Origin of the sequence: Bradyrhizobium sp. NDS-1 (genome assembly GCF_032918005.1) — a bacterium.
GTDB lineage: Bacteria > Pseudomonadota > Alphaproteobacteria > Rhizobiales > Xanthobacteraceae > Bradyrhizobium > Bradyrhizobium tunisiense.
Genome location: NZ_CP136628.1, coordinates 1,667,847 through 1,681,320, shown reverse-complemented (window position 1 = coordinate 1,681,320; position 13,474 = coordinate 1,667,847). Strand labels below are relative to the sequence as shown.

Annotated in this window: 9 protein-coding genes; 6 read left to right on the top strand and 3 right to left on the bottom strand. The window is 64.0% G+C overall.

Annotation, left to right across the window (positions count from 1 at the left end; all coding sequences use genetic code 11):
* Positions 1 to 11 precede the first annotated feature (11 nt).
* Positions 12 to 836, bottom strand: a complete 825-nt coding sequence (locus RX330_RS07935; protein ID WP_212091736.1) for a flagellin — start codon at positions 834 to 836, stop codon at positions 12 to 14.
* Between the two features lie 144 nt (positions 837 to 980).
* The gene (locus tag RX330_RS07930; RefSeq protein WP_317242627.1) at positions 981 to 1,676 is read right to left on the bottom strand and encodes an RNA polymerase sigma factor; all 696 of its coding nucleotides are present in this window, start codon (positions 1,674 to 1,676) and stop codon (positions 981 to 983) included.
* A 749-nt stretch (positions 1,677 to 2,425) separates the two neighbouring features.
* Between RX330_RS07930 and RX330_RS07925 the strand changes: the two genes are divergently transcribed.
* From RX330_RS07925 to RX330_RS07915, 3 genes are all read left to right on the top strand, one after another.
* Positions 2,426 to 4,606, top strand: coding sequence for a hypothetical protein (locus tag RX330_RS07925; RefSeq protein ID WP_317242626.1), 2,181 nt, complete (start codon positions 2,426 to 2,428; stop codon positions 4,604 to 4,606).
* A gap of 61 nt (positions 4,607 to 4,667) precedes the next feature.
* Entirely contained in the window at positions 4,668 to 5,963 is a 1,296-nt protein-coding gene (locus RX330_RS07920) for a hypothetical protein (RefSeq protein ID WP_317242625.1), read from the top strand.
* Between the two features lie 36 nt (positions 5,964 to 5,999).
* Positions 6,000 to 6,536: a hypothetical protein gene (locus RX330_RS07915; RefSeq protein WP_317242624.1), complete on the top strand. Its 537-nt coding sequence runs from the start codon at positions 6,000 to 6,002 to the stop codon at positions 6,534 to 6,536.
* Positions 6,537 to 6,885: 349 nt separating this feature from the next.
* Here the strand turns inward: RX330_RS07915 and bamA are convergent, their stop codons facing one another.
* Positions 6,886 to 9,366 (bottom strand): outer membrane protein assembly factor BamA, encoded by a 2,481-nt coding sequence (gene bamA / locus RX330_RS07910; RefSeq protein ID WP_375848922.1) that lies wholly within the window; start codon positions 9,364 to 9,366, stop codon positions 6,886 to 6,888.
* Positions 9,367 to 9,679: 313 nt separating this feature from the next.
* Between bamA and RX330_RS07905 the strand changes: the two genes are divergently transcribed.
* The 3 genes from RX330_RS07905 (at position 9,680) to RX330_RS07895 (ending at position 13,473) form a co-directional block, all read left to right on the top strand.
* Positions 9,680 to 10,063, top strand: a complete 384-nt coding sequence (locus RX330_RS07905) for a hypothetical protein (RefSeq protein WP_317242622.1) — start codon at positions 9,680 to 9,682, stop codon at positions 10,061 to 10,063.
* Positions 10,064 to 10,690: 627 nt separating this feature from the next.
* Positions 10,691 to 12,250: an efflux transporter outer membrane subunit gene (locus tag RX330_RS07900; RefSeq protein WP_317242621.1), complete on the top strand. Its 1,560-nt coding sequence runs from the start codon at positions 10,691 to 10,693 to the stop codon at positions 12,248 to 12,250.
* Entirely contained in the window at positions 12,247 to 13,473 is a 1,227-nt protein-coding gene (locus RX330_RS07895) for an efflux RND transporter periplasmic adaptor subunit (RefSeq protein WP_317242620.1), read from the top strand. The genes RX330_RS07900 and RX330_RS07895 overlap by 4 nt, the downstream gene beginning before the upstream one ends.
* The last annotated feature ends 1 nt before the right edge of the window (position 13,474 follow it).

The following is a 13,474-nucleotide window of genomic DNA, read 5'->3' as shown; positions in this document are numbered from 1 at the left end:
TCGGATCGTCATCAGTTCAGCAGCTGGAGCAAGTACTGGGGCATCTGATTCGCCGCGGCGAGCGCCGACACGGCAGCCTGTGTCTTCACTTCGGCCGAAGACAGCTTGGATTGCTCGGACGCAATATCCACGTCCTCGATCGCGGAGTTTGCCGCCTGGAGGTTCTGCGTCTGGGTCGAGATCGAATCCGACGAGAAGTTGAACCGCGATTCCTGAGCGCCGATCGAGGCGCGCGCGGCAGAAACGGTGTCGATCGCAGTATCGATGGCATCGAGCGCCGATGTCGCGCCGGACTGAGTGCTGACGTCGAGCGTGGAGACAGCGAGAGAGGACGCTGTCAGGCTGGTCAACTGGATGTCGATCGTGTCAGAGCCGTCCGAGCCGACCAGCACGGACACACCGGACGAGAACACGCTGGATCCATCGAGCAAGCTCTGGCCGGAATAGCGGGTACCGGTCGCGATCGAGTCGATTTGGGCGTTGAGCTGCGAGAATTCCGATTGGATATAGGCGCGACTGGAGTCGGTCACGGTGCCCGACGCGGATTCGGACGCCAGCGACTTCATGCGGGCGAGAATGTCCGAGATGTTCGATGCGCCGCCGTCGGCGGTCTGGAGAATCGCGGTCGCCTGCGAGGCGTTGGTCGCAGCCTGCTGAAGCGTGGTGACGTCCGAAGAGATGCGCGTGGAGATCGCAAGGCCCGCAGCGTCGTCAGATGCCGAGGTGATGCGCGATCCGCTCGACAGCTTCGAGAGCGAGCTGCTCTCCTGCGCGGCGTTGATGTTGAGATAGCGGACCGCCGCATTGGCGGCGGTATTGGTGCTGATTACGGGCATTGAGAGCTCCTGTGCTGATGGGCATGGCGTGCCACATCGTTGAAATCGACTGACGACGACGCGGACCGCAGCCCCGTCCGTTCGCTCAAACGGCGGAGCGCAATGAGATCAGGCGCGAAAAACTTGGCGAGGCGATTTTTATGGTTAGCAGTCGGTAAACGCGGTGCGGATGTCCCGCTCGTGCTTGCGCAGGAGCTGGCGAAGCTGCTGGCGGCCGCGCTTGAGCAGCGACTCGACGGCGGCGACGGTTGTATCCATAACCTGGGCAATTTCGCCGTTGCTCATGTTTTCGTGGTAGGACAGGATTACCGCGACGCGCTGTTGCTCGGGCAAGCGCTGCATCGCGAGCTCCAGCATGTCGTTCAGCTCGCTACGCTCGATGAGCTCGACGGCGCCGGGCTGATTGTCGGCGACTTCCGGCACGGCCTCGACGTTCTCGGTGCGCGGCTTGCGACGCAGATCGATGCAGCGATTGGAGATGACACGGTAGAGCCAGGTCGAGAATTTGGCGCGGCCGTGCTGCCAGCGTCCGCGATGGCTCCAGATCTTGAGCATGGAATCCTGCACCACGTCCTCGGCGTCCGCGGCGTTGCCGACGATACGCAGCGCAATGGCATAAGCGCGATCGATGTGACGCTCGACCAGCATGCGGAATGCGACTTCGTCGCCGGTGGCGAGCTTGTCCAGGAGTTCGCTGTCCTCGTCGTAGACGACATCGGCATCGGGCGCGCCATCCGGCGCGAGCGGCGCGGACGGCATCATCGGCACCGGCGCTTCAGCCGGCACCGTCGTCGCAATCTCGGCCTCGGCAGGAGCCCAGACCTCAGCAGCGTAACTCATCCCGCAACCTCCAACCCGCAATGCCGGCGGCGCCAATGCCACACGGCTTCCACGCGTTGAACGCGGGGCGAAAGCAATCCAGGCGATAAATTTCCGTTGTTTTTCAAAATGTTACCTGGGTCTTTTTTGCCGAGTACCGGGCAGCTATTGCCGGTCGCGCGATCATCTTGGGCGTCGTACGCGCAATCATCACATCGTCTCGGGCCATGGCGGATCGCTCATCCTGAGCAGATGTCGTCGAGAGAAGAACGCTGACATTACGCGGCCCTAGGTGATCAGACGCGACACGCACTTGATGCATGAAGAGACAATTGTTTCCGAGTGTGAATGAACGCGAGACGACTTCTGCACCCGGCAATTTTTTCCGAATCACCATTTTCGAACCTAGCGATTTTTTTGAACTTGTCAGTCGCGACGAGCACGATTTCGAATCGCGCGTGAACTTTTTTCGCGCGTGTGGCGCCTGACCTCACGCACACGCACGTTAATCGCTCTGATTGGCGGAGATTGCTGGCATGACGATCGCAACGACTGGCGCAGCGCGCCGCGCGCAAATTGTTTCTGCTTGGTCGTTCGATGTTTTCGATACGTTTCTACTTCGCGCCTGCACGACTCCAGATGGTGTGTTTGAAAGGACTTACGAGCTTTCGAGCATTTCACGATCATGTCCCAATGCTTCCGCGAGTTTCGTTCAGCATCGCATCCAGGCCGAAGCGCGTGCACGCCGGATCGCGAAGGAGAAACGCGGCGTGGGCGAAGTGCACATCGAAGAGATCTATTCCTGTTTCCCGTTCAAGCTCTTCGGTCGGGCGCGCGGCGATCTGATAGATCTGGTCGAGTCAGAGTTTGCGGCGGAGATCGAGCTTTGCCACGCAAATCCGGACATGCTTCGGCAATATCGGGACATGAAGCGCGCGGGCTACCGTGTCGGCTTCATCTCCGACACCTATTGGGATTCCGACCGGATGGCGCGATTGCTGCGGGCTTCTCATCCCGGGCTGAGCTGGGACTTTCTTTACGCATCCTGCGACCACGGCAGCAGCAAGAGCGGGTCGCTGTTCGCGACGTATCTGTTCGAGCAGAACATCGACCCCAGCGCCTCCTTCCACGTCGGCGACAATGAAAGGGCCGACATCAGGGGCGCGACGCGCCACGGCATTCGCCCGCGCTACTATCCGCAGGCCACCGCCCAGCTTGCTGCGAAGTTTCAGCGCGAGACCGCGCTGTTCGAGCTGTTGTGCACGGGTGCGCCGTCTCGACTCGATCACGGCGCACGTACGCTGCGGCGCATGGTCGCCGCGCGCAGCGCCGAGAGGTCGCCGGCGTTCCATCTGGGAGTGACAGTGCTCGGCCCGGTGATGAAGGCATTCGATGTCTTTGTTGCGCGGCGCTGCGAAGAGGTCACAGGTCCCGGCCGAAAGTTCGCCCTCGGCTTCCTCGGCCGGGACGGCTTTCTGTCGCACCAGATCTGGCAGCGGCTGCACGGCATGACCTCGGCCTATATCGAGATCAACCGCCGCGTCAGCCTGATCGCCTCGGCGGACACGATGCAGCCGCTCATCGATCTCCTCAGCAAGGTCTTCAAGATCGACGCGCGGACATTCGGCGAGATGCTCAAGGTCATGCCGGCGAGCGTCGCCGCGTTCTTTGCCGGCTTCCCGGACGGGATCGCTTCCGGCGAGGAACTCGCCGAGGCGCTTCCGGAACTGATGAATCCAGCCGAAATCGTCGAGCTTGCCGCAGACTTGCGCGCGCGGCTGCTCGCCTATCTGCGTCAAGCCGTACCTGGGTTCGATGACTGCACCGATCTCGTCCTCGCCGATCTCGGCTATTCCGGCAGCGTGCAGAAGGCCCTGCGTCGCATCTTCGACCTCGAAGGCATCGGCATCCGCCTCCACGGCGCCTATCTGATGTCGCTCGACGACGCCTTCGACGACCTCGCCGAGGAGGACAGCGCCGAAGGATTCATCTCCGACCTCGTGGTCACCCCTCACGCCAAGCGCATGCTGATCCGCAACGTGGCGCTGTTGGAGCAGATCTGCTGCTCCGCCGACGGCTCGGTGCGCGACTATGACGGCAACCAGGTTCTGCGCGAGATCAATCCGCGCCCCGAAAGCCAGATCGCGCTGGCCGCCGAGATCCAGGCCGGCGCTCTCGCCTTTGCAGTAACCGCCGAAGACGCCGCCCTCGATTTTGGTCTGAGCCCCTATGCGACACCCGACGTCGCCGCACGCTGGTGCGCGGCAACCTTGGGGCGCCTCTTGCTGCTGCCCGACGATGACGAACTGGCGCTGCTGGGCGAACTGAAGCACGACGTCAATCTCGGCACCCGTGCGCTGGCACCAATGATCGACGGCGACTTCATCCGTCGGCAGATCACCGCCCGCGGCCTCTCAGCCGCCTGCACGGCATCGGCACCGCCGATGTGGCTCGCAGGCTGCTTTGCGCGGCTATCGGCGTCCCACTCCTATCTCTACACGCTGTTTGGCGCCAACCGCCTGCCGGCCGACGTCTTCGAGGACAGGCCCTGCGGCCAGGTCCAGGTCGGACTGTTTCGCGGGAATGGCGAAGCGACACTGGAGACGGTGACGCTTCACCACAACGGCCTCGGCGAGTTGCGCCTGCGCATTGCCCTGTCGCGGAGCATGGTGGTGACCATGATCGCACTGCCGCTGGCCACATTCGCGCCCGATGGCCTTCTTCACGGCGTGACAGTGCAGCAGGGCGACGACTCTCGCGACGCAGCCGAGAGCCAGGACGTCACCGGCCTTGCGGAGGACAGCCTGATCTTCGCCGGTCTGCAGCGGACCGGCAGCCATTATAGCACCAAGACCGAGGACGGATGCCTCCTGATCCCGGTCGCCGCGATGGCGCAGGACATTGCGATCTACTCCGTGGCGATTACGCCGCTCCGATCCGGCCCCAAATAGTGCGCCTGATCGCGCCGTCAGGACCGTTGAAGTCCAAGGGGTTGGCACGAGGGGCACGGAATTGACGGACGGGACGCACGCGAATCTTGATCGGCTACTGCAATCCGGCGGCATCCGGCTCGGCGAGGCGCAGCACGACCGTCTGGCCTGGCTGGTCAGCCGGTACGGTGCACCGACGCTGGATGGCGTCAGCGAGGGGCGGCGCAACGGCGTCGTCATTCTGCGGGAGCCGCCAAGCGGCGCGGCCGCCGAGTTGATCTACCGCTCGCTCAATCCCGGCTGCGCCGTCGTCATTCCCAGAGGCGAGAACCCCGGCTTCGACTTCCTCAAGTCCAAGCTGACCGAGTTCGGCACTGTCGGCCCCTGCGGCGCGGACGGACCGCACGAGATGTGGTGGGGCGGTATCGGCTGGTCGAAATTCCTCTCCGCCGTCGATTCATCGACCCTGCGTCCGCGGATCGTCTCCTGCTATCCGCGCGGCGGCGACGCAACCGCGGTCTTCGCGCTCCAGCATTCGCTCGAACGGCTTGACCTCGCCTGTCACATCGAGCCGGTCGAAGCCCAGCTCGGCGACCGCATCCTCTGCTTCGAAAAGGCCGAGTTCATGATGCGGATGTGGAACAAATATCGCGAGCCGCTGCTGTTCGTCGAAGCCGGCGCGGTGCTGCGCGAGGCGCCGCTGCTGCCGTCCTTCCTCGGCTGCGACCTGGCCTTGCACAAGTGGAGTCGCTGGGAGATGTCGGCGCGCACGCTCTATCTCGGCCGCACCAAAGCTGCGGAGATGATGCTGCGCACGTGGCAGCAACTCGCCGCGTCCTATCCTGCGATCTGGGAGGGCTATCTGCTCGATCAGGCCTGGAGCCTGACGTCGTCGCAGGTGCCGCTCGACACCGTATGGCTGCCGCGATCCTATCACGCACTGAAAGGCGACCTCGGCGCCTCGCGCGCCACGATCCTGCATGACCAGCAGACGACGACGCTGGAGCTCGGTCCCGATCCCGGCTTTGCGAGCATAGTGCGTGTCGCCCGTCGCGCCGGCCGCACCGGCGCCCGCGACGCCTTCATGGTGATGACCTCGAAAGCCGGGACCGGCAACGGCATCGCCGTAATCCTGCGCAACGTCTCGGCCAGCGATGCCGGCGCGGTGGCCGCGACTGTGGAGGCCGTGACCGGCGCCTATGCCGCCGATTGCGGCGGGTACAGCCGGCTCGAGCTGTCGCTCTGCGCCTGGCAGGAAGACGTCGGTGCCGCGCGCGAGGCCGCCGCCCAAGCGCGCTGCCGCGTCCTGGAGATCGCGCCGGGACAGCGCATCGCCAACGACTTCTTCGCTGCCACGCTTCCGACGAAGCGCTCATGACCGCTCGCCACCTCCTCCTCTGACGGACACCTCACGATGCTCAAGACCATCATCCTGCTCACCGACACCGTGCAACAACAGCAGCCGCTGGCCAATCTGCTCCGCGAGCACAATCGCGATCTCTCCTTCTGTTCGGCGCTCCGCGCACCGGACCTCAGCGCGATCGAGCCTGACGTGTTGAACGAAGCACGGCTGATATCCTTTGCGGCCGATGTCGCAGTTCCGGAAAAGCTCCTGCTCCAGCTCGGCTATGGCGCCTACAAGTTCTACGCCGCGCCGGCGCAATATCCGGGCTTGCCACCGGCGCCCGACGAGAGCGACGACGATCCACGCTGCTATTCCGTGATCGCACAATCAATGATGATCTGGCCGGATTTCAAGAAAATAGTCGGCCTGGAGACCGTGACGATTCCTGACGGGACCGTTGCTGCCGAGCGCGAGCGGATGGTGTTATCTCGCCTTGCGTACCTGTTCTGGCAGATGTCGGGTCTGATCGCCGGCGAGGCCACCGATCTCCCCGGCATCATCGAGCCCAGCGAAGGCCGGCGTCCGGCGCTTGCGATGATGAACTAAGGGCCGCCAGCGCGGTGCGAGGCTGCGCGGAGCGCCAGGCGATGCTCCGGCACCGCGAACGCGATCGTCCAGCCCCCGCACGGCAAGGCCGCAGTCGCGCAGCTCCGCGTGTCCAATTTCTCCGACACCAACATCCGCATCGATGCTGCGCCGCCTGCTCATGCGAACTTGGCGTTCGACGGGGCGATGACCTTCCACGATGACCATCGACAAGGACGATCATGGCCTGGACTGCCTTCGAGCTCCGCCACGCCCATATGAGTGATTCGCTTTCGCGGGATCTCCTTGGCCTGCCAATGCTCGCGGCTCTCTCCTAGTCCTCTCTCGACATGCAGCGGCGGGCGTCCAGCTAGAACGAAGTGCCACCCCCAAACCTGAACTCCTGAACCGTATCGTACTTGCCCTTCGTCAGCGGCACGGCGTAGTCGAAGCGCAGCGGCCCGAACGGCGAGGCCCAGATCAGGCCGACGCCGACCGACGATCGCACCACGCTGCTGTCGTCATATTGCAGTCCGCAGGTCGGGCAGGCCTTGGTATTGACTTCGCCCGTGGCCGACCACGAGGTCGGGCCCTGGTAGCCCCAGAGCGATCCGGCATCGGCGTAGAGCGCGCCCTTCAGGCCGACTTCCTTGGGCAGGAACCAGAACGGCATCTGCACCTCCATCGACGCGCCCCAGTATTTCGTGCCGCCAATCGCATCGCCGCTCGCGCCCAAGCTCCAATAGCTGATGTCGCGCGGACCGATGCCGTTGGAAGCGAAGCCTCGCACGAGGTTCGGCCCCATCTGGAAATGATCCAGCATGCGCAGATCCTTGTCGCCGATCTTGTTCAACAGGCCGCCCTGCAGATGGATAACGCTGACGATCTCGGACACTAGAGGCGTGTAATATTTGGTGTCGAACGCGGTCTTCAGGTAAGCTACGTCTCCGCCGACGCCGGCGAAGTCCTGCTTGAAGTCGATCAGCAAGCCGTCCGTCGGGTTCTTGGTGTTGTCGAGCGTGTTGTAGGTCAGCGTATAGCCGAGCGCCGACGTCCAGGTCGCGCCGTTCGCCAGCTCTTTGCGAACCGGCAGGCTCGACTCCCCGTCGCCATAACAGCCGTATCCATAAACGCCGGAATCCGTGGAATTGGTCGGGTCCACACCGCCCAGCACATTCTGGATGTAGGCCGGCGTCGGGTTGAAGGCCAGCGAGGAATTCGCCGCGTTGTTGTTGCAATTGTTGTAGGCGCTGGCGAGTGAGATGGTCTGCCGATAGAGCGAATAGCGCAGCTGGAGTGACAGGTCCTCGCGCAAGGCAAGACCGATGCGCGGCGAGAATCCCAGGGTTGTCACCCCGTAGCTCGTGTAGCTGTTGGACTTCTGCTCACGCCAATAGGTGTCCAAGCCCAGAGCCAGCCTGTAGTCGAGCAGATACGGCTCGACGAAGGACAGCGATATTCCGCGGGAATATTGACCGTAGGTGACCGAGGCCTTGCCGTAAAAGCCGCGACCGAGCAGGTTGCGCTCTGAGATCGAGACTTCGGCCAGCGCGCCGTCGGTGGTCGAATAGCCGCCCGAAACCGAGAAGTCGCCGGTCGACTTTTCCTCGAGATCGACGATCAGGATCACGCGATCGCTGGAGGAGCCCGGCTCGGTGACGATCTTGACGTTCTTGAAGTAGTCCAGATTCTTGAGGCGCCGCTCGGCACGGTCGACCAGGGCACGATTGTAGGCGTCGCCTTCCGAGAGGTCGAACTCGCGGCGGATCACGTAATCGCGCGTGCGGGTGTTGCCGCGCAGGTTGATGCGCTCGATATAGGTCCGCGGCCCCTCATCGACATTGAACACGACAGAGACGGTGTGCGCCTCGAAATTGCGGTCGCCGGCGGGACGAACTACGGCAAAGGCATAACCGCGGCGCGAGGCTTCGATCTGCATCTCCTCGGTCGATTTCTCGATCGATTCGACGTTGTAGAGCGAGCCGACATTGACGCGCGAGTAGGTGCGCAGCGCGCCCGCGTCGAAATTGACGATGCTGGAACGGAAGCTCACCGATTCGACCCGATATTGCTGCCCCTCCTCGATCCTGAAGCTGACGAGGAAGCCCTTCTTCTCCGGATCGTATTCGGTGAGTGCGCCGACGACCTGGACGTCGGCAAAGCCGTTCTTGAGATAGAAGCGGCGGATCAGGTCGCGATCGGCCTCGACGCGGTCGGGATCATAGACGTCGTTGTTGCCCAGAAAGCTGAGCAGGTTGCTCTCACGGGTCTTGATGACGTCGCGCAATCGCGAGGCCGAGAAGGCGCTGTTGCCGATGAACTCGACGGACTTGACCGGGGTCTTGGCGCCCTCCTCGACCGTGAAGACGAGATCGACGCGGTTGTTCGGCTGCTCGATGATTTCGGGCGTGACGCGCACGTCGTACCGACCCGAACGTCGGTAGATCTCGGCGATGCGCAGCGTGTCGGATTGCACCAGCGCCCGCGAGAAGGTCCCGCGCGGCTTGGACTGGATCTCGGCCGAGAGCTGCTCGTCCTTGATCTTCTTGTTGCCCTCGAAGGCGACACGCCCGATCACGGCATTTTCCACCACCGCGACCACGAGACGGCCGCCGGACTGACCGATCTTCACGTCCTGGAACAGGCCCGTCCCGATCAACGCCTTGAGTCCGTCATCGACGGCGGCTTGATCGAGGCGGCCGCCCGGTCCGGACCTGAAATAGGAGCGGATCGTCGCGGCCTCGACGCGGCGATTGCCCTCCACCACGATAGTCTCCACCCCCTGCGCGGCCGCCGGCTGCGCTAATAGCACGAGCGAAATTGAGCTCGCAACGCATACGCCACTCGTCATCACTGCAATCAGCAAGGCCCGCAACACCGACATTCCACACCTCAAGAGCACCTCCTGCTCTGAGACGAGACCGCTGTGGCCGAGATGTGGCTTTGAGATTTCTGGATTGTTTCCAGTCGTTGAGATTGATTTGCGGATCAGTCGCTCGAGTGCGTCCATCATGACGAGCGCACGAGGCTTCATCGGCGAACGACCGGCATGCCGATGCCCGCGCAGGGAGCGCCACCATCCGCACGTGCAGCAACATCGCGCAACGGCAGAGTTCTTTACAGCCTCTCACGCCGGTGCGAGAGGCGACGCATCGAGAATTCGCATGGGGCATTTGCAGATGAACGCGCTTGTCGTAACCAGGACGATGCTGGTCGTCCTCCTTTCCTCGACCCTCTCCGTCCAGGCCGCAAGCACCCGCAAGCGCGAGCAACGACAAGCGTCGCACGAGGTCGTGTACGAGTATGGTCCGCACGGCCCCAACCGGTCGTACCAGTCCGGCCCGCATACGCGCGTCTACGTGAGCAAACGCTCGTGGCTCGATGGCGGGACCGAAGTGCTTCCGGGAGAGCGCAAATTCACCGACTACGCCTTGCCACCCGGCACATCGTTCGCACGCGAGAACGGCAACCGGCCGCTCGACCGTCAACCCCTGAACCCGGACTCGGACCTGGGTGGATTTACGCAGAGAGTTCCGATCTCGTGGTGACCGCACAGCAGCATACAGGTGAAGCCCAACACACGGCCTTCCCTGCGCGATGGTCGAACGGCTTATGCCGCGCCCTCCCGGGAGCCGAACTTTCCTTCTGGCCTCCCTCGCCCCGCGAATTTGAATGATTTAGTCCGCCCGGTTGGGCTCGCTCGCACCTCCGCAAACAGCTTGACCGTAGCAACGACGGCCAGGACCACACGGTTTTGCCGTACGCACGGCCCGCCATTTCGCCGCAGTTTTCCCGGCCCTGTCGACGGAGCCGGAAACTTACAAACGAGACGAGGCCTGGCAGCGCCGTTCGTCCGCACGCGGCCACGGGCTCACAGGGACTACCCGCCCTGCCCGCACCTCATGCTGACGCTGCCGCGTCCACCGCATTTCGGTAAATAGGAATGTTTTTGCAGAGAGCGATTGACGCAGCGGCGAAACAGGATCGATGTCTTGCCTGACAGGCACCGTGCGGCGGCGCGAGATGCCCCGCAACATCTGTTTACATCCAGCAACATTCCGGCTGCCGAAAGGCCACGATCGCGCGGCTACTGGGGGCCTGTACATCCTACCCTTCCGAAGGCCAATGGGCCACCGCACGTCCCGCGGCAAGGCTCATGGATCTCAGCCGATTTGATGCCGTCACACTTGTTCGTCGCCGTTCCCGCGCTATCCGCAGAGGAGAACCATCACTCGACGCCGTCCCCGTTGCGCGCCGCCCTGTCGCGCACCGGATCGGCTTGCGTCGCGCTGATGTTGGCTGCCGCACTGGCTGGCTGCGCCGTCGGGCCGGATTATGCCGGGCCGCCCGGGCTGGTCATGCCGTCGCACTGGAGCGCACAACCAACTTCCCGGCGTCAATCCGGCACGCTGGGTCGCTGGTGGATGCGCCTGCGCGATCCCCTGCTCAACCAGTTGATCGAACAGGCCGTCGAAGCCAACCCCAATGTTGCCAAAGCCAAGGCGGTCGTGCGCGAGGCGCGCGCAACGGTTCAGCAGACCGGCGCAGGCCTGTTTCCCTCCGTCAGCGGCTCGGCCTCGGTGACCGACAACAAGAGCAGCGCGGGCTCCGCCTCGGCCATCGTCGACACAGCGCCCTACACGCTGCACCAAGCGAGCTTCGATTCGAGCTGGGAGCTCGACCTGTTCGGCGGCACGCAGCGGACCGTCGAGGCGGCGGTCCGGGGGCAGGAATCCGCCGAGGAGGATCTGCGCGACAGCCTCGTCACGCTGATCGGCGACGTTGCCGCCTATTACGTGGAGGCGCGCGGCTACCAGGCGCGGATCGCGCTGGCGCGGCGAACATCGATCTCGCAGCGCGACACCGAAAAGCTCACCCGCAGCAAATACGAGGCCGGCAGCGGCAACGCCGTCGATCTCGCCAGGGCGACGGCACAAGCGGCGAGCACGGAAGCGAACGTTCCGACCTATCAGGCGGCGCTTGCGGCCGATATTCATCGGCTCGGCATCTTGCTCGGAAGGCCGCCCGACGGCGTCGCTTTGCTGATGGCACGGTCCGCGCCCGTGCCTGCTCCGCGCATGCCGTTGCCCACGCGGTTGCCCGCCGATCTCCTCAAGAGTCGCCCCGACGTCGCCAGCGCCGAGCGCAAGCTGGCGGAGGCAACCGCCAAGATCGGCGCGGCCGAAGCGGACCGCTATCCTGCGGTGTCGCTCACCGGCTCCGTCGGCACTTCTGCCCTGCGTGCCGGCGATCTCGCAAAATATTCCAGCGTGAGCTGGTCGGTGGGCCCCTCGGTCACAGTGCCGGTCTTTGACGCGGGCAAGCGCCTGGCGACGGTCAAGATCGCGGAGGCGCAACGCGACCAGGCGTTCGCGACGTTCCATTCGACGCTGCTCACCGCGCTTGAAGACGTCGAGAACGCGCTGGTGTCGATTTCGCAGGAGCGTGTTCGCGGGGTCAAGTTGGCCGAGGCGGCGAAGAACTATCGCGAGGCCGCCCGGCTGTCGCGATCGCTGTTCGAGACCGGTAGCGCGAGCTTCATCGACGTGCTGGACGCCGAACGCTCGCTCTATTCGGCCGAGGATTCGCTGATCCAGAGCAAGGTATCCGCGGCCAAGGACTACATTTCCCTGGCGAAGGCCCTCGGTGGCGGTTGGTCCGATCCGGTCGACACATCGACGCCGATCATCGTGGACACCAACACAGGACCACACTTCCGGGAGACGGCAAAGTGACCGATATCATCACCGCCAGGCGCGTGAAGATTGCCGCCGCGGTGGTTGCCGTCGTGGCAACCGGGGTGGTGGCCGCCATGCGCTTTCCGGCGACGTCGAGCAAGACGCAGTCCTACATCACTGCGCTGGTCACCGTCAGCGATCTGCGCGAGGAGGTGCTCGCGAGCGGCACGCTCAAGCCGGCGCGCCTGACCGCCGTCGGCGCGCAGGTGTCGGGCCGGATTACCGCCCTCAATGTCCGCGTCGGCGACACGGTCAAGGCCGGCGACGTCATCGCCCAGATCGACCCTGTCACCAAGCAGAACGATCTGCGCAATTCGGAAGCTTCGCTCAAGAACTACCGGGCTCAGAAGCTCGAGAAGGAAGCCGCGTTGGTGCTGGCGGAAGCCAACCTCGCGCGCCAGCAGGCGACGCTGGCGCAGCGTGCCACCTCGCGCAGCGATTTCGACAGCGCGGATTCGACGGTGAGGCAGACCCGTGCCCAGATTGCCGCGCTCGAAGCTCTGATCGTGGGAGCCGAAGCCAGCGTCGAGACGGCCAGGGTCAACCTCGACTACACCAGGATCACCGCGCCGATCGACGGCACGGTGCTCGCCACCGTGGTGCAGGAGGGGCAGACAGTCAACGCGGTGCAGTCCGCGCCGACCATCGTCGTGCTCGGCCAACTCGAGACCATGACGGTGCGGGCGGAGATCTCCGAGGCCGACATCGTCAAGGTCAAGCCGGGACAACCCCTCTACTTCACCATCCTGGGCGACCAGGATCACCGCTACGAGGCCAGGCTGGAGCAGATCGAGCCGGCCCCCGAATCGATCAAAAGCGACGCCAGCTTCTCTTCGACCACCACGTCGAGCTCGAGCACGAGTTCGTCGAGCTCCACCAGCACCGCCATCTACTACATCGGCGTCTTCAACGTCCCCAACAAGGATCTTTCGCTGCGGACCTACATGACCGCCGAGGTGCACATCATCACCGGTGAGGCCAAGCGCGTGAAGGTCATCCCCGCGCTCGCGCTGATGCGCAAATCCGACGGCCGCAGCACCGTCCGCACTCTCGATGCGTCGGGTGACGTGCACGAGCGCGAGGTCAAGACCGGACTCAATGACCGCACGACGGTCGAGATCAGGTCCGGCCTCGATGAAGGCGACCGGGTCGTCACCGGAGAAGCCAGCGAGCAGACCGCATCGCGCGGCATGCCCGGCGGCCCGTCCGGAGGTCCCTGAG